Origin of the sequence: Franconibacter daqui, assembly GCF_014644275.1 — a bacterium.
Classification (GTDB): Bacteria; Pseudomonadota; Gammaproteobacteria; order Enterobacterales; family Enterobacteriaceae; genus Franconibacter; species Franconibacter pulveris.
This window is the reverse complement of the sequence record NZ_BMKJ01000008.1, coordinates 23,438-39,802: the sequence shown is the minus strand read 5'-3', so window position 1 is coordinate 39,802 and position 16,365 is coordinate 23,438. Positions and strand designations below refer to the sequence as shown.

Below are 16,365 nucleotides of genomic sequence, written 5' to 3'. Positions count from 1 at the left end.
CCTCTTAATACAATGGCGATGCAGGCAAAAACAGTTCAGTCAGTAACAGCGGTTTGCCGGAAAGGCGCAGCCGGGAACGACGCCCCCACAGCTCGCCGCTGCGGCCCGGATGGATAAAATCCCGGGTCAGGGTCGATGAGGTAAACAGGTAGCGACCCAGCGGCGTAGTCCCCATATTCTGTAAGGCTAATTCGGGTCCATTGAGTGTAGACTGCGGCACCACGGTGCGCCCAACAAGCCAGGGTTCGCCGTCGCCGCAGAGCACGATTTCACGCAGCCAGTAGGTCTCTTCCTGCGGCAGCCACTCGCGCTCCGCCGCAATCTCCTGCGGGCTGACAAAACCTTCAAATAACAAATCCACGCTTACGCGCTTGCAGTGTTGTTCAAAGCGTTTAGTCATGGAATCTTCCAGCATCAGCCAGTCGAGCAGGTTCTCATCCAGGGAGGCGGTATCGGTTGTAAAAGACAACGCGCGAAGCTGCATCAGCGCGGGGTGGGACATGCATCATTCTCCGGGGCTGTTTGACGGGGCATTGTAGCGCAGAAAGGCGCAGAGGTGGCGGGCAAACCGCTTCTGGCGATCAAAAACGCAACAGGGGTGCAACAACGCGGCGGAGAAAATAAAAAAGGTGCGCCGAAGCGCACCAGGTCTTACAAGCATCAGCAATGCGGGGAGACGGTCACCCCTTGCCTTTTACACTGCTGATAAAAGTTTGACGGGCGGAGGTAGAACCCAGACGCTCGGCTTCATTCAGCAGTTTCAGGGCCTTGTCGACATCCCCTTTGGCGACCGCTTGCTTAATGGCCTGATTAAAATAGGTTTCGGTATCGTTCAGCACCGGCTCGCTCTTCGCGCCAGGCGCAGGGGCTGCGGCAGGCGCCGGAGCGGGCGCGGCGTAAGCGGTAGCAGGTGCTGGCGCGGCGGCAGGCGCTGGCGCAGCATACGCCGTAGCAGGCGCGGCAGTATTGCCCACGGTGACAGAAGCCTGGCTGGAAGAGCCAAACAGCGGACCAACCAGGATGCTGGATGCGGAGTTAGTGCTCACTTTCAGCTTCAACGTACCGTCAGTAGTATGACGCGCAACCGGGTCCGCGATATCGGGCACCGCGTTGCCCACGCCTTTGGCATAGGCTTTAGCTGCGTTGGTCATCGTCGTGGTCTTCTGTAAATCTTGCGGCGTGGTGAAAACCAGCAGGTAAAGCTTTTGCTGACCCAGCGCCGGCATCAGCTTCACGGTGCCTTCAAGACGGTCTTCAGAAACGGCGCCCGGCTCTTTATAAGCGAAATAGCTGCTTGGGAAATAGGCGGCAGGCGTGAGATTCTGATCTAATACCAGCAGGTTTGGCGCAAAAATGGATCGTTGCTTTTCGCCAAGGCTGGTCAACGTAATATTCAGTTCGCCGATGTTTGCCGGCACGCTGTAAGCCACGACTTTGCCGCTAATCCCCGGCACGTTCAGCGTTTGGCCGGCGGTGGCAACTTGCGTAGTCTGCGTTTGTGATTGGGCGACCGGCGTCCAGACAATTTGCTGTAATGCCGAAGCCGGGATTGCAGGCGCGGCGGAAGTATTTTGCGGCACTATATTTACATCAGCGAAGCTGACAATCGGCGCGCAGGCGAGCAACCCTGCGCTCAGGCAGAGCGCGACAAGACTTTTTTTCATTTTCATTGTTATAACCTTATTTGAACGAATGCGACGGTAGCCAGGCAATAGCGCGCCGCATCCTGAATAACTTAACTTGTGAGGGTAAAGAGGGGCTTTCGCCCCTCTCTGGTACAGCTAAGATGATGCGGATTACCACCAGATTTCCATCTGAGCGCCGAAGCTCCACTCATCGCTGTCGCCACGGCTGCTGTTACCAAACTGGGTGAAAGTACCAGAGGTAACGGCCTCAGAAGTCGTGGATCCGTTAGACGCTTTAACATAACCCCAGTTCTCGTCCCACTTGGCGTAAGTTGCGAATACGCGGATAGCCGGACGGGACCAGATGCTGTCGCCTGCCTGCCATTGCTGGGCCAGGGTGATTTTGTACTGGTCGTTATGCTCATCAACCTGCTGAGATTTCACATTGTCGTAGCCCACTTCCAGCAGGGTGCTCATGATCGGCGTCCATTTGAACATTGGACGGATACCCACGGTCCACCAAGTGTTACCGCGATTGTTGTCACGATCGATATCCTGGTACATAGCGACATACATCATGTCCCAACGATCGCCCAGTGAGATTGAACCGTGGTCAAGGACACGGATCAGGCTGCCGTCATTATCCACAGAGCCGCCGCGAGCCTGGCCTTTGCCCTGGGAAATCATAGAGTCGGTCGCGTACTGGAGCACAAACTTGTTAAAGCCGGTGCCGATAGTCTGAGTATGCTCACCTGTAAACATCCAGCCATCTTTGGTTGCGCCTGGAGCCAGGTAATAATCATCCGGAATATTGGTGTGACCGTAATCAACGCCTAACTCCAGTACACCGTTCGGGTTGGTTTCCAGCCCTGCTAAACGTACGTCAAAAACGTCGTTTGGTACTTCGTTGTTATAGGTCCGCACCCCATTAGCATCGCGGTCGCCAAAGGCTGAAGAACCGCCCTGTTCGCTTGAGCGGGTCGCAGCCAGGGAGAGTTTACCGATACCGACATCAATGTTTTCCAGACCCGCGCCCGGGCCAGAAATATCCCAGTAGTAGAAGTCGATCATGTGTACGTCATGACGCTGGTAGAAGCGCTTACCTGCCCAGATATTGGCGCCAGGCAGAGCGTCGATCAGGTTCTTACCTACAACGTTAAATTCGCGGACAGCAGGCGTATCGGTATTTTCAAAGTCGTTTAGCTGATTAGTTCTGTAACCAATATTTGAGTCAAAGTAGAAGCTCTTGTCGCCTTCTTTCCAGACTTCCTGACCTAACTTAATTTCCGCATAGGTCTCACATTCGTTACCCAAACGGTATTTAGCATCAGCACCAGTCGCCTGAAAACACTGTTGTTCGCCGCCACTACCCGTCCAGCCGATGCCGGAACGAGCATAACCTTTGAAATCGACAGCGCCTGCCTGAGCAGACAAGATGCCTGCCATGACGGCCACCGCCACGGGGAGTTTGCGCAGAGTAATCATCATTCTATCTCCTGAGATCATTGCTTTTCTTTGTAATCGGGAATGCTTAAACGCCCGGCTCTTTGTGCAGCCGACGGCAGGCGGTGCCATCTTCTCGGAACAGATGGCAGCGCTCCGGCGGTAAGCCGATGGCGAATGTGGCACCCTCTTGTACCAGCACCACGTCGTTCTGGCGGTAAACCAGGTTCTGACGCAAAGCCGGGATCTGGATATGTATCTGAGTCTCATGGCCGAGCTGTTCGACCACCTGCACTTCGCCTTCGAGAGTGACGTCGGCGATATCGCTCGGCAGCAAGTGTTCCGGGCGGATGCCAAGAGACATATTGGCGCCCACGTTCACGCCTTCGCTGTCCACCGGCAGCCAGACATGCTGGCGGTTCGGCAGCTCGACCTGCACCTGATCGATGGCGGTGGCGGTCACTTTTACCGGCAGGAAGTTCATTTTTGGCGATCCGATAAAGCCCGCGACGAAGCGGTCCGCCGGGTAGTGATAAAGCTCAAGCGGCTTACCCACCTGGGCGACGCGCCCGGCGTCGAGCACCACGATTTTGTCGGCAAGCGTCATCGCTTCCACCTGGTCGTGGGTGACGTAAATCATCGTGCGGCCAAGTCGCTTGTGCAGGCGGGAGATCTCAATGCGCATCTGCACGCGCAGCGCGGCATCGAGGTTAGAAAGCGGTTCGTCGAGCAGGAAAACGCTCGGCTCCGCCACCAGCGTACGGCCAATCGCTACGCGCTGGCGCTGGCCGCCGGAAAGCGCTTTCGGACGTCTGTCCAGCAGATGCGCGAGCTGCAGCACTTCCGCGACCTGCGTCACCTGCTGATTAATGGCGTCTTTCTTCACCCCTGCGAGTTTCAGGCCAAAGGACATGTTTTCAGCAACGGAGAGATGGGGATAGAGCGCATAAGACTGAAACACCATGCCCACGCCGCGCTCGGAAGGCGGCACGTCATTCATGCGTTTTTGTCCGATATGCAGGTCGCCGCTGGTGATGGTCTCCAGCCCGGCAATCATGCGCAGCAGCGTTGATTTGCCGCAGCCGGAAGGCCCGACAAATACCACGAACTCCCCTTCGGCGATATCCAGGTTGATGTCTCGCGACACCACAACCTCGCCCCAGGATTTAGTTACATTGCGCAGCTGAACGCTTGCCATCCCTCTCTCCCTTTAACCTCAAACTTTTCACTGAAAACAGCCAGGATGCCGTGACTATGCGGGATTCATAAAGCACGGAAATCCTCCACCCCCTGGCTTTTTTATGGGGGAGGAGGCGGGAGGATGAGCGACTCGCCTCTGCCACGCCAGGCCGCGGCTGGCGGGGATTTTCGTGATGGAGCCTTCAAAAAACGAGGCGCATTTACGTGCGCTGCGCCACATAACCTGCGTTTATGGAATCGCGATCACACTCTGAGGGGGTGGGGCGTAGAGCAAAGGAGGATGAGAAGCGCTTGTCAGATGCCCAGACTGGTACAGGTAAAGCCATTACGTGTATCCACGCGCAAACCCTCAAAAAGGATGGGAGTGTTTGAAAAGGACACCGGTATCAAGGTGACGGTGGAGCACCCGGATAAGCTGGAAGAGAAATACCCGCAGGTCGCCGCCACGGGCGACGGCCCGGACATTATCTTCTGGGCCCATGACCGCTTCGGCGGCTACGCGCAGTCCGGCCTGCTGGCGGAAGTCAGCCCGGATAAAGCCTTCCAGGACAAAATCGTGCCGTTCGCCTGGGACGCCGTCCGCTACAACGGCAAAATCATCGCTTACCCGGTGGCAGTGGAATCGCTGTCGCTGATCTACCATCGCTGCCGATGGCGGTTACGCCTTTAAATTCGCCGACGGCAAATATGACGTGAAAGATGTGGGCGTGGACAGCGCGGGCGCCAAAGCGGGCCTGAACTTCCTGGTCGACATGATCAAAAACAAAAACATGAACGCGGATACGCCTCGACCAGGTGAACAAGGACAAACCGCTTGGCGCCGTGGCGCTGAAATCTTTCCAGACGAAGCTTGAGAAAGATCCGCGCATCGCCGCCACCATGAAAAACGCCGAAAACGGCCACAGCGGTTATTAACGCAGTAAGCGGTCGCCAGACCGTCGACGCGGCGCTGAAAGACGCACAGAGCCGTATCGCTAAGTAATTAACTCCGGCGGGCGGCGCGTTGTCCGCCCGCCATTTAATGACGGCGGCGTGCCGTCGCCAGGCAACACAAGTATTCATTGCAGTTGAGGAAGAACCCCATGGATGTTGTTAAAAAGACCCACTGGTGGCAAAGCGATGCGCTGAAATGGGCGGTTGTCGCGCTGCTCGGCCTGCTGGTGGCCTATCTTGTGGTATTGATGTACGCCCAGGGGGAGTACCTGTTCGCCATCATGACGCTGGTGTTAAGTTCCGCCGGCCTCTATATCTTCGCCAACCGCCGCGCCTATGCGTGGCGTTATGTTTACCCGGGCTTTGCCGGAATGGGGCTGTTTGTCCTCTTTCCGCTGGTCTGCACTATCGCCATCGCTTTCACCAACTACAGCAGCACCAACCAGCTCACTCAGGAGCGCGCCCGGGAAGTGTTGATGGATCGCAAATACCAGGCGGGGAAAAGCCTTAACTTCGGTCTTTATCCGCAGGGGGACAAATGGCAGCTGGCGTTAACCGACGGCGAAAGCGGCAAACATTATCTCTCCGACGCCTTCAGTTTTGGCGGCGAGCAGAAGCTTACAATGAAAGAAGCGCAGGTGCTGCCGACAGGCGAGCGCGCCACGCTTCGCGTTATCACCCAGAACCGCCAGGCGCTGAACCAGATAACCGCCGTGCTGCCGGACGACAGCCAGCTGGTGATGAGCTCGCTGCGCCAGTTCTCCGGTACCCGGCCGCTCTATACGCAGGCTGAAGACGGCACGCTCACCAACAACCAGAGCGGCGTGAAGTACCGTCCGAATAACGATATCGGCTTCTATCAGGCCATTAACGCCGACGGCAACTGGGATGGCGAAAAGCTCAGCCCCGGCTATACCGTGACTATCGGCTGGGATAACTTCCTGCGCGTCTTTACTGATGAAGGCATCCAGCAGCCCTTCTTCGCCATCTTCGTCTGGACGGTGGTGTTCTCAACGCTGACAGTGCTGCTGACCGTCGCCGTCGGTATGGTGCTGGCCTGCCTGGTGCAATGGGAGGCGCTGAAAGGCAAAGCGGTTTACCGCCTGCTGCTGATTTTGCCTTACGCCGTGCCGTCGTTTATCTCCATTCTTATCTTCAAGGGCCTGTTTAACCAAAGCTTTGGCGAGATAAACATGATGCTGAACGCGCTGTTTGGCATTAAGCCCGCCTGGTTTACCGACCCGACCACCGCGCGCACCATGATAATCATCGTCAACACCTGGCTTGGCTATCCGTACATGATGATCCTCTGCATGGGGCTGCTGAAGGCTATCCCGGACGATCTCTATGAAGCCTCGGCGATGGACGGCGCCGGTCCGTTCCAGAACTTCTTTAAAATCACGCTGCCGCTGCTGATTAAGCCGCTCACGCCGCTGATGATCGCAAGCTTCGCCTTTAACTTTAATAACTTCGTGCTCATTTTGCTGTTAACCAACGGCGGACCGGACCGTCTTGGCACGACCACGCCTGCAGGCTACACGGATCTGCTGGTGAGCTATACCTACCGCATCGCCTTTGAAGGCGGCGGCGGTCAGGACTTCGGCCTCGCGGCCGCCATCGCCACGCTGATTTTCCTGCTGGTGGGCGCGCTCGCGATTGTTAACCTCAAAGCCACGCGCATTAAGTTCGATTAAGGAGGACGACACATGGCTATGGTTCAACCGAAATCCCAGAAGCTGCGCCTGCTGGTCACGCATCTGCTGCTGCTGGCGTTTATCGCCGCCATTATGTTTCCGCTGCTGATGGTTATCGCTATTTCGCTGCGCCCCGGCAACTTCGCCACCGGCAGTTTGATCCCGGAACAGGTTTCCTGGGAACACTGGAAACTGGCGCTCGGCTTTAGCGTAACGCACGCCGACGGCCGCGTGCTGCCGCCGCCCTTCCCGGTGCTGCTGTGGCTGTGGAACTCGGTGAAAATCGCGGGCATTACCGCAGTCGGCATCGTGGCGCTCTCTACCACCTGCGCTTACGCGTTCGCCCGCATGCGCTTCGCCGGGAAATCGGCGTTGCTCAAAGGAATGTTGATTTTCCAGATGTTTCCAGCGGTGCTGTCGCTGGTAGCGCTCTATGCGTTGTTCGACAGGCTCGGTCAGTACGTTCCGTTTATCGGCCTGAACACCCATGGCGGGGTGATCTTCGCCTACCTTGGCGGCATCGCGCTGCACGTCTGGACGATAAAAGGCTATTTCGAAACCATCGACGGGTCGCTGGAAGAAGCGGCAGCGCTGGATGGCGCAACGCCCTGGCAGGCCTTCCGCCTGGTGCTGTTGCCGCTCTCGGTGCCTATCCTTGCGGTGGTGTTTATTCTGTCGTTTATCGCCGCCATCACCGAAGTGCCGGTCGCCTCGCTGCTGCTGCGTGATGTGAATAGCTACACGCTGGCGGTAGGGATGCAGCAGTACCTCAACCCGCAAAACTACCTGTGGGGCGACTTCGCGGCGGCGGCGGTGCTTTCCGCCATTCCCATCACCGTGGTCTTCCTGCTGGCGCAGCGCTGGCTGGTCAGCGGCCTGACGGCGGGAGGCGTAAAAGGTTAATTTGCTTTCATCAACGTAGTGCCACTGTAACCCTCAGTCTTATCCCTGACTTGTTTTCTATTTTCGGCGGCCCCTGGGCCGCCATTTTTATTCGCGCTTCAGTCGCTTTGAATTACACAGCCACAGGGCCAGCACCAGCAGCAAAATCGCGCCGGAATAAATCAGCACGTCCATGGGCGATTTATGGTCGACAATAATCAGCCGCACGATAGCGGTAATGCCGATGTAGACGAAATAGCGCAGCGGAAAGTGAAAGCCGGACTGGAAATATTTCACAATCAGGGCAATAAACTCAAAGTAGAGGAAATAGACCACCAGCCCTTCCACCAGCTCATATTTGCTGGCCTGCTCATTGGGCGAAAAGAGCACATCGGCAAGGTGCAGCGTCTCCTTGCCAAGAAAAATCACCAGGATAAGACCCAGGCTCATCAGCCCCAGGTTAAGCACCGTCTGGAGGATGGTAGAGATAAGCTCTACCCGTGCGCGCGAAGAGATGAACATCATAACTGCACCTCATAATCTGCGTTCCCGAGGCTGTTATACGTGAAAAATGTGACATAGATCCATATTTTTTGTTTATCTTTTGCGCAGGTCGTCTCGCTCTACCACAGTTAGAGGTTTTGTTATTCATTCTTTCAAAAGGGAAAACAATGAAAATTGCCTGTCTGCATACGGCGCAAAGCAACGTCGACGTTTTTGAGCAAGCGGCGCGGGACCTGAATATTCCCGAAGGCACGTTAAAACATCAGGTGATGGCGCATCTGCTCGCCCAGGCGGAAGCGGCAGGCGGCATGACGCCGGAAATCGAGAAAGAGACCATCGCCGCCCTGGCGGAGCTGCGCACCGATGCCGATGTGGTGCTGCTCACCTGCTCCACGCTGGGCTCTGCGGCCAACTACCTGGCGCAGGACCCGGGCATTGTGCGTGTCGACCTCGCGCTGGCGCAGGAAGCCGCCAAAGCGGGAGAGCCCATCGTGGTGCTGTGCGCCGCGCCCACCACCATTAAACCCACCGCCGCGCTGTTTCGTGCGGTAGCGCCGAAGGCGCCGCTGGCGATAGAGCTTATCCCGCACGCGTGGGAGACATTTAAGGCCGGCCAGATGGCGGAGTACTTCAAGTTGATAGCCGAACGGGCGCAGCAGGCGCTTGATGAAGGGGCAGGTTGCGTGGCGCTGGCGCAGGCTTCGATGGCGGGCGCGAAAAACCTGCTTTCACACCCGAAGGTGCTGACCAGCCCACACAGCGCGCTGCGCCGGGAGTGGACGCGCCTGCAGGCTATTTTTGGCACGGAGGCGTAAATGCACCTGACATTTCGCCACGCTACGGTTGATGACGCCCCGCTGCTAAGCGAAATGGGGTCTTGTACCTATCGTCATCACTTCGCGCATTTATGGCGCCGCGAAGAAGAGCTCAATGATTTTATCGCCGCGGAATATAGCGTAGCGGCGCTGCAGCAAAGCCTGAGCGCTGTCGGCACCCGCTGGCTGATTGCCGAAGCGGAGCGCCCGGCAGGCTTCGCAAAAATATCCTGGCGAAAACCTGTGCCGGAGCAAACGTATACCGGCGCTCTGCTGCACAAGCTTTACCTGATGCCGGGTGAGACGGGCAAAGGCTACGGCGAGCAGTTCTGGCAGGCTATCCTGCGCGAAGCACGGGCAGAGAATGAACGCTGGCTGTGGCTGGAAGTGCTGGAGGCGAATGCGGGAGCGCGCCGTTTTTATGACGCCCGGGGAATGAAGATGCTCACGCAGACGATATTCAGCAGCGCCACGCAGCAGAGCGTGCTGTTTGTTATGGGGAAAGCGCTTGATGAACATGCCTGAGGAGCCGACGCGCCGCAGCGTTGGCGTAAAAAACGTCACCGTGGGCCGCAACGTGGTGATTTACGAGCCCGCCAACCTTTACGACTGCGAACTGTGCGACGGGGTCTTCATCGGCCCGTTTGTCGAGATCCAAAGCCGCACGCGCATTGGCCGCAACACCCGCGTTCAGTCGCACGCCTTTATTTGCGAGTCAGTCGTCATTGGTGAAAACTGCTTTATCGGCCATGGGGTGATGTTCGCCAACGATATGTTTCGCGAAGGCAAACCCAACCCGGACCGTGAAAGCTGGGGGAAAATCGTGATTGGCGATAACGTGTCGATTGGCAGCGGCGCCACCATTCTCGCCGTTTCCATATGCGACGGCGCGGTCATCGGCGCAGGCAGCGTGGTGACCAAATCGCTTACCGAGAAAGGGGTCTACGCCGGTAACCCGGCGCGGCTTTTGCGCCGGCTGTAGCGTTGCTACCCTCACCCAGCCCGCTTCCAGGGAGGAAGGGGGAGAAAAACGCGCGGGTCTGTGGCGCGCTCTTGCCCTTGCAGAAAAAGTCCCTCCTGACCGGGTCGCCAGCCACGCCCCTCTCCCCTGTGGGGAGAGGGTTAGGGTGAGGGGTGATGCCCGCTTAGCGGAAATTCACGCTCTTATCGCTGGTCATGCTGTAGAGGTCAAACTTACGGCCCAGCATCTGGCCGCCGTCGCGGGTGAGTGGCGTCCAGCCAATCGCCGCGCGGCTGCGCGTTGCGCCACCGGAGAAGAGATCGAACGGCACGGAAACGTAAACCCCTTTGGTGAAGTCCCCTTCACCGTACTCATCCGGCGAAACGTTGGTGATAGTGGCGTAACCGCCGACCACGATGCCGCTGTCGAAGTGTTTGGCTATCTCCAGCGTGCCGCCTTTGTCGCCCGCCAGATATTGCCCTACGCTTGCTTTAATCAGCACATCCTGGGCAAACGGCGGCGTCCAGTAGGCGGTCAGATGACCGGTTTTCACGCTGTAGTCAGTGAACTTCATCATGTTCTGCGGGCTGGTCCAGTCGCGCTGTTTCACGTAGTTCGCATCCAGACCAAAGGCCCAGTTGCTGTCCACCGGACGATAAAGCACTTCCGCCCCCGCGCCGCCGTACATCGTTTCCAGATAACCGCCGTAAACCTGCCCGTACCAGCCGTTCCCCAGGTACTGGAAGTAGTTGGCCTGGGCGTTGTTAACGTAATAGTCATTCTCTACATACTCACGTACGTGGGTGCGCACGCGTGGCAGCGCCGAGTCGTTCGGCGGGTTGGTGTAGTTAAACTTGCCATAGTTGTTGGCAATGTTGGCGAACAGGCTGCCGGTCGTCAGCAGGTGATCGGTTAGCCACAAATCCGCCGTGGCCATCACGCCCACCTGATACATGTAGAAGTTTTCCGGCCCGCCGACAGACTGGTTCAATACCGGATTGAGCGAGAAATTAAAGCGCGGCTTCTCAATGTACCAGCCCTGCTCGGTGCTTTCCGGCACCACCGGCTCCATGCGTTTTTGCACCAGCTCCGTTTCATGGCCGAGCGGCTCGCCTTCCAGATGACGCTTCAGGCTCGCCACGTCGGTTTCCGTGGTAACCTGCGGCATGTTGAGGCGCGTTTCGGTGACGCGAATAGTGCGCACCCCTTCCGGCAGGTCGTTCATGATGATGCGGTTCGCGCGCTCAATGCCTTCCTGCGAATCGCGGTATTTGGACTGCTCGCCGGTCACGTACAGCGTGTCGCCTTTTACCTGAATCTGCGGGTTGTTCAGCCCGGCGTTGTACTTCAGCGAGGTAAGCTGGTTCGCCACGACGCTGTGCTGAAGAATCGCCTCCTGCGGCTGCGGCTGATACGCCGGACGGCGATTATCGTTATAAGAAGGACGCAGATCGTTGAAGTTGGTGCGCAGCGTAAAGCCGAACATCAGCGTGTTACCGCGCTCGTAGCTCAGGTTAACATCCGCCCAGTCGGCGACGCGGTAAATCGCGCCCACGTTAAACTTGCTCTTCTGGTCGATTTTACCGGCGAAATCTTCGCTGTAGTTATTGCCTTCATACTCAAGCTTCAGGCGCAGCGGCTGCCATGGCGTCTGGTATTCAACGCCGCCGAAAATCGCCGCCGGGCCGTGGAACATGGCGCTGCCGTCGATGGAGCCCGCTTTCTGGTAACTCGGATCGCGGTAGCAAAATTTGTCGTCATATTCGCAGAACGGGTTTTTCACGTTGCCGCTGGTGCCCAGATAGCCCCAGCCTAAGCCGAGCGAGAAATCAAACGGCCCCCAGGCTTTGTTCGCCACCACATATTCACCGTCAAACAACCCCGTACCGCCCAAATCGCGCGCCCCCACCGCGACCTGCGGCAGGAAGTAGCCCTCTTCCCACAGCCGCAGCTTCACGTCGAAGGCTTTATCTTTATAGGTCTGATTGCCGGAGAACGACTCGACGTTACTGTAGTTTTTAGTCCGCACGTCGGTGTAGCGCAGCGTGGTTTCCAGCCACGGGAAGAGCTGCACGGAAGCGGAATAGTAGCGGTACTGATCGTTATCGCGGTAGTTGAGACTCAGTTCCCCTTCCCGCGCCATGCGCGCCGTAGGGGTTTGCATTAAGCCCACGCCGCCAAAATCGGACTGTGAAGGACCGACGGGCGCGGGATAGGTTTCTGCATGGCAGGCGCAGGAGACCGACAGCGCCAGCAAACTGTAAAAATAGCGTTTCTTCATCAATCCGGTATCCGCTGCGTCAGCGAGCGAAGTATCTGCTCGTTCAGATCGTCATAAGAAGAGGTAAAGGTGTGCTCGGCGAAGCCCAGAAAAATAATGCTGCCGGGCATCGGCTCCACGTGACGTTTGTTCCAGTAAGCGACAGGCGTCTTTTGCGTGCGCCCGTCAGGGTAGACGACCCAGGCATAGCTGCGCTCGCCGCCGCTAAGACGGCTCACCTCATCCAGATAATCCACGACCGATTTTCCAGGCGTGAAGGGCTTCGGGCCTGGCGCGTTCACCAGCCCCATCAGCGTAACGGTGGTCGGCTGCGGTCCCACCCACAGCGAGTAGTCACCCTCCAGCGGCACGTTGTTGCCAGGGCTTACGCGCACGCTGTCCGGGTCCAGCGTAATAAACTGGCGGCCAGTTACTTTTATTGCGGCAAGTTGCTGGCGCACACTGTTAATGGCGGCGGCATCGTCGGCGTCTTCATCGGCCGAAAGCGCCGCCAGCCGCCCCAGCAACGCCTGATGCTGCTGTTGCGCCACGGCGCTCGCCTGACGTTCGCTGATAACCGCGCCCGGCCACCAGCTTTGCGTAAGCTGGGGTTGGGTAACGAGATCGGCGAGCGTCTGTGCGCCGGTGACTTTCAGGGGCTGTGCGTGTTCGGGATAAACCGTAATGGTGCCTGCGGCAAAAGCCGACAGGCTGCCCAGGCTTAAAATAAGTGATGCGAGGGCTGCTGTTCTCATTCTTTTGCCGCCTTCAACAGGATAGTGGTAACCGGGAAATAACCTGCGCCAAGGTACTGCTTCGACTGACGGATCGCGCCTTCGCTGTCTACCCAGTAGCGGTTATGCCAGCTTGCCGCCTCGGTGGTCACCTCTTCATCCAGCACGCGAACCGGCGTGGACTCGCTGCCCACCTGTATGCTGTCCGTTCCGTCCCAGGTAAAGGTTGAGCGCGCCGTGGCGTAACGCGTCTGACCGCGCTCCGTCCAGCCCATCACGCGGGTCCAGCCTGCGCCGTCAACAATCTGGTTCGCTTTCAGCAGTGGATCGTCGTTGATGTTCGTTACGCTAATCAGGTTGTCGCGAAGATTGAGGGTTTTCACCAGGCGTCCATGCTGGGTTATCAGCGTGGTCTGGTCCTGGGTGACCCATTTTTGCTGGCCGTTTTCCGAGAATGCCAGCACCACAAACAGCTGCGGGCCGTTGTTTAACGTCATGTACTGGCTGGCATAGGGCATATTTTGAATATCGTCGTCTGTCAGATGGACGCCATCCGCGCCTGTTACGCCGCGCCAGAAAGAAGTTGCCATTCCTTTGATATTGGAGGAACAGGCCTGGAGCAGCAGGCAGAGCATCACAATCGCGAGTCGCTTCACGACATTTCCTCAGGGAGTCAAAATAACCACACCGTAGTGTGGTTATGGTTAAAGCACCGAAGGTTACTGCGTGGTGCTGGTGGTGGTTGTGGTGGTGGTCCCGGTGTTAGAACCGTCGCCGCCACCGGTCGCAGCGAGCGCCACGCCGACAACCGACCCGACAGTGCTGGCGGTCGTTGCAGTAGAGGAGCCTACTGACACCGACGTCGCCGCTGCGCCTGCCGCGTCACCGGTGGCTACCGGCTCCGCATTAGCCGCAGTCGCGCCCAGCGCTGCTATGGCAAAAATGCCATAAACGATTTTTTTCATAACAATTTCCCTTCATTGAATGAATGGAGATGTGCCCGAAAAGGGTTTCAGGCGCAATCGAGTATACACAACAACGCCTGCCGGTTTATGGCATCGGGAAATAAGCGGTGGGTTTTAGGACAAATAGATAAAATGAAAATGTTGAGCGCAGCAATTTAATTAAAAGATAATATTATTCAAATAGTTAAAATATATTCTTAAAAACATCCAATCCGTTTAATCCTAAATTCCCCTGATAAAATGAAAGGGTAAAAACGCTTTTTCAGATTAACCTCAAAGCCGGGCGACCCTGATTTGCCGCCACAACGGGATTTCTCCGATAAAAAATGCCGGCGCTCAGGCCGGCATTATTCAGCACAACACGTTAATTACGCGCGCCACGCTTTGTAGCGGTTAATCAGTCCGTTGGTGGAGCTGTCGTGGCTGTCGATCGCGTTATCGTCGCCAAGCTCCGGCAGGATGCGGTTGGCCAGCTGTTTACCTAATTCCACGCCCCACTGGTCGAAGGTGAAGATGTTCAGGATAGCGCCCTGGGTGAAGATCTTGTGTTCATAAAGCGCAATCAGCGCGCCCAGGCTGAACGGCGTGATTTCACGCAGCAGGATGGAGTTGGTCGGGCGGTTGCCTTCAAACACCTTAAACGGCACCACGTGATCCAGCTGCGCCGGGTCTTTACCCTGGTCGCGGAATTCCTGCTCCACCACGTCGCGAGATTTGCCAAACGCCAGCGCTTCGGTCTGGGCGAAGAAGTTGGACAGCAGTTTCTGGTGGTGGTCGGAAAGCGGATTATGGGTGACGGCCGGCGCGATGAAATCGCACGGTACCAGCTTAGTGCCCTGGTGGATCAACTGATAGAACGCATGCTGGCCGTTGGTGCCCGGCTCGCCCCAGATGATAGGGCCGGTCTGGTAATCCACCGGGTTGCCGTTGCGGTCGACAAACTTGCCGTTGGATTCCATGTTGCCCTGCTGGAAGTAGGCGGCAAAGCGGTGCATGTACTGGTCGTACGGCAGAATGGCTTCGGTTTCAGCGCCAAAGAAGTTGTTGTACCAGATGCCAATCAGCGCCAGCAGCACCGGCAAGTTTTGTTCAGGCGCGGCGGTGGAGAAGTGTTTATCCATCTCATGTGCGCCACTGAGCAGTTCAACAAAGTTGTCAAAGCCCACGGAGAGAATGATGGAAAGGCCAATCGCCGACCACAGGGAGTAACGGCCGCCGACCCAGTCCCAGAATTCGAACATGTTGGCGGTATCGATGCCGAAATCGCCCACCGCTTTGGCATTAGTAGAGAGCGCCGCGAAGTGTTTCGCCACGTGCTGCTGATCGCCCGCGGTTTTCAGGAACCAGTCGCGCGCGCTGTGGGCGTTGGTCATGGTTTCCTGGGTAGTAAAGGTTTTGGAAGCCACGAGGAACAGGGTGGTTTCCGGGTTCACTTTTTTCAGCACTTCGGCGATGTGGGTGCCATCGACGTTAGAGACAAAGTGCATGTTAAGGTGGTTTTTATAGGGGCGCAGCGCTTCGGTCACCATGAACGGGCCTAAGTCGGAGCCGCCGATGCCGATGTTCACCACGTCGGTAATCGGCTTGCCGGTATAGCCTTTCCACTGCCCGGAGATAATGGCCTCGGAGAATTTTTTCATCTTCTCCAGCACGGCGTTCACTTCCGGCATCACATCTTTGCCGTCCACCAGGATCGGCGTATTGCTACGGTTGCGCAGCGCCACGTGCAGCACGGCGCGGTCTTCGGTGCGGTTGATCTTTTCACCGGAGAACATCGATTTGATGGCGCCCGCCAGGTCGGTCTCTTTCGCCAGCGCCTGCAGCTTGCTGAGAGTCTCTTCGGTAATGCGGTTTTTGGAATAGTCGACCAGCATCAGGTCATTGAACGTGGCGGAGAATTTGCTGAAGCGGTCGGCGTCTTTGGCGAACAGATCGGCGATTTTTACATCCTTCATCTCTGCATAGTGTTGCTCTAGCGCCTGCCAGGCGGAGGTCTGCTTCGGATTGATGTTTTTCATAGCAATACTCTTGTGATTTGAGAATTGAAACTGCGGTCGATTGTAGCGCTTGTGGCTGGAATTGTGATGATTTTTATCATGGCGTTGGTTGCGCGCCACCGTGCCGGTTAAGACGAAAGTATAGCTGTTATAAGTTATTTTCCTGGCAGGCGGCGCAACATGAAAAATCCCCATGACCGTATCGTTGACAATAACCCTGCTAACCCTTTATTTATGAATAAATACCGGTCCGAAGCGCGCTGCGCGTTGTCAGCCGGTAAATTTTAGGTTGTTTCGGTGTCGCGCTATGCCCACTGAACAAACCTGATACTCCAGCATTTCGTTTTGCCAC

Annotated in this window: 15 protein-coding genes and 1 pseudogene; 6 read left to right on the top strand and 10 right to left on the bottom strand. The window is 56.9% G+C overall.

The features are described 5' to 3' along the window. Positions 1–4: 4 nt before the first annotated feature. From ubiC to malK, 4 genes are all read right to left on the bottom strand, one after another. The gene (gene ubiC, locus IEX01_RS19840; RefSeq protein WP_024557318.1) at positions 5–502 is read right to left on the bottom strand and encodes a chorismate lyase; all 498 of its coding nucleotides are present in this window, start codon (positions 500–502) and stop codon (positions 5–7) included. 178 nt (positions 503–680) lie between these two features. Then, positions 681–1,670 carry a maltose operon protein MalM gene (gene malM / locus IEX01_RS19835; protein ID WP_188724418.1) on the bottom strand — a complete coding sequence of 330 codons (990 nt, stop codon included), beginning with the start codon at positions 1,668–1,670 and terminating at the stop codon, positions 681–683. A gap of 126 nt (positions 1,671–1,796) precedes the next feature. After that, positions 1,797–3,113 (bottom strand): maltoporin, encoded by a 1,317-nt coding sequence (locus IEX01_RS19830; RefSeq protein WP_024557320.1) that lies wholly within the window; start codon positions 3,111–3,113, stop codon positions 1,797–1,799. 43 nt (positions 3,114–3,156) lie between these two features. Continuing rightward, positions 3,157–4,266, bottom strand: a complete 1,110-nt coding sequence (gene malK / locus IEX01_RS19825; protein WP_024557321.1) for a maltose/maltodextrin ABC transporter ATP-binding protein MalK — start codon at positions 4,264–4,266, stop codon at positions 3,157–3,159. 369 nt (positions 4,267–4,635) lie between these two features. Here malK and IEX01_RS19820 point away from each other — a divergent pair. The 3 genes and pseudogenes from IEX01_RS19820 to malG all read left to right on the top strand — a co-directional run. After that, positions 4,636–5,250 (top strand): annotated as a pseudogene (locus IEX01_RS19820) (extracellular solute-binding protein); the annotation flags it as partial. 100 nt (positions 5,251–5,350) lie between these two features. Continuing rightward, positions 5,351–6,895, top strand: a complete 1,545-nt coding sequence (gene malF / locus IEX01_RS19815; RefSeq protein ID WP_024559924.1) for a maltose ABC transporter permease MalF — start codon at positions 5,351–5,353, stop codon at positions 6,893–6,895. Positions 6,896–6,907: 12 nt separating this feature from the next. Then, positions 6,908–7,798, top strand: a complete 891-nt coding sequence (gene malG / locus IEX01_RS19810; protein WP_188724417.1) for a maltose ABC transporter permease MalG — start codon at positions 6,908–6,910, stop codon at positions 7,796–7,798. An 87-nt stretch (positions 7,799–7,885) separates the two neighbouring features. Here malG and psiE read toward each other — a convergent pair whose 3' ends face one another. After that, complete coding sequence (psiE, locus tag IEX01_RS19805; RefSeq protein ID WP_024557325.1) at positions 7,886–8,299, bottom strand: phosphate-starvation-inducible protein PsiE; 414 nt, start codon at positions 8,297–8,299, stop codon at positions 7,886–7,888. A 149-nt stretch (positions 8,300–8,448) separates the two neighbouring features. Between psiE and IEX01_RS19800 the strand changes: the two genes are divergently transcribed. The 3 genes from IEX01_RS19800 to IEX01_RS19790 are packed head-to-tail and all read left to right on the top strand — an operon-like array spanning position 8,449 to position 10,078. Then, a complete protein-coding gene (locus IEX01_RS19800; protein ID WP_188724416.1) occupies positions 8,449–9,096 on the top strand; it encodes an aspartate/glutamate racemase family protein in 648 nt (215 codons plus the stop codon). Continuing rightward, the gene (locus tag IEX01_RS19795; protein WP_024557327.1) at positions 9,097–9,621 is read left to right on the top strand and encodes a GNAT family N-acetyltransferase; all 525 of its coding nucleotides are present in this window, start codon (positions 9,097–9,099) and stop codon (positions 9,619–9,621) included. Continuing rightward, complete coding sequence (locus IEX01_RS19790) at positions 9,614–10,078, top strand: acyltransferase (protein ID WP_161629457.1); 465 nt, start codon at positions 9,614–9,616, stop codon at positions 10,076–10,078. The genes IEX01_RS19795 and IEX01_RS19790 overlap by 8 nt, the downstream gene beginning before the upstream one ends. 163 nt (positions 10,079–10,241) lie before the next feature. On the opposite strand, the gene IEX01_RS19785 is transcribed toward IEX01_RS19790, so the two are convergent. From IEX01_RS19785 to pgi, 5 genes are all read right to left on the bottom strand, one after another. Next, the gene (locus IEX01_RS19785; RefSeq protein WP_188724415.1) at positions 10,242–12,338 is read right to left on the bottom strand and encodes a YjbH domain-containing protein; all 2,097 of its coding nucleotides are present in this window, start codon (positions 12,336–12,338) and stop codon (positions 10,242–10,244) included. Next, positions 12,338–13,072: a capsule biosynthesis GfcC family protein gene (locus IEX01_RS19780; RefSeq protein ID WP_188724414.1), complete on the bottom strand. Its 735-nt coding sequence runs from the start codon at positions 13,070–13,072 to the stop codon at positions 12,338–12,340. The genes IEX01_RS19785 and IEX01_RS19780 overlap by 1 nt, the downstream gene beginning before the upstream one ends. Next, the gene (locus IEX01_RS19775; RefSeq protein ID WP_024559929.1) at positions 13,069–13,707 is read right to left on the bottom strand and encodes a YjbF family lipoprotein; all 639 of its coding nucleotides are present in this window, start codon (positions 13,705–13,707) and stop codon (positions 13,069–13,071) included. Before IEX01_RS19775 ends, IEX01_RS19780 begins: the two co-directional genes overlap by 4 nt. A 63-nt stretch (positions 13,708–13,770) precedes the next feature. Beyond that, the gene (yjbE, locus tag IEX01_RS19770) at positions 13,771–14,016 is read right to left on the bottom strand and encodes an exopolysaccharide production protein YjbE (RefSeq protein ID WP_024557332.1); all 246 of its coding nucleotides are present in this window, start codon (positions 14,014–14,016) and stop codon (positions 13,771–13,773) included. A gap of 368 nt (positions 14,017–14,384) precedes the next feature. Continuing rightward, the gene (gene pgi / locus IEX01_RS19765; RefSeq protein ID WP_188724413.1) at positions 14,385–16,034 is read right to left on the bottom strand and encodes a glucose-6-phosphate isomerase; all 1,650 of its coding nucleotides are present in this window, start codon (positions 16,032–16,034) and stop codon (positions 14,385–14,387) included. Positions 16,035–16,365 lie beyond the last annotated feature (331 nt).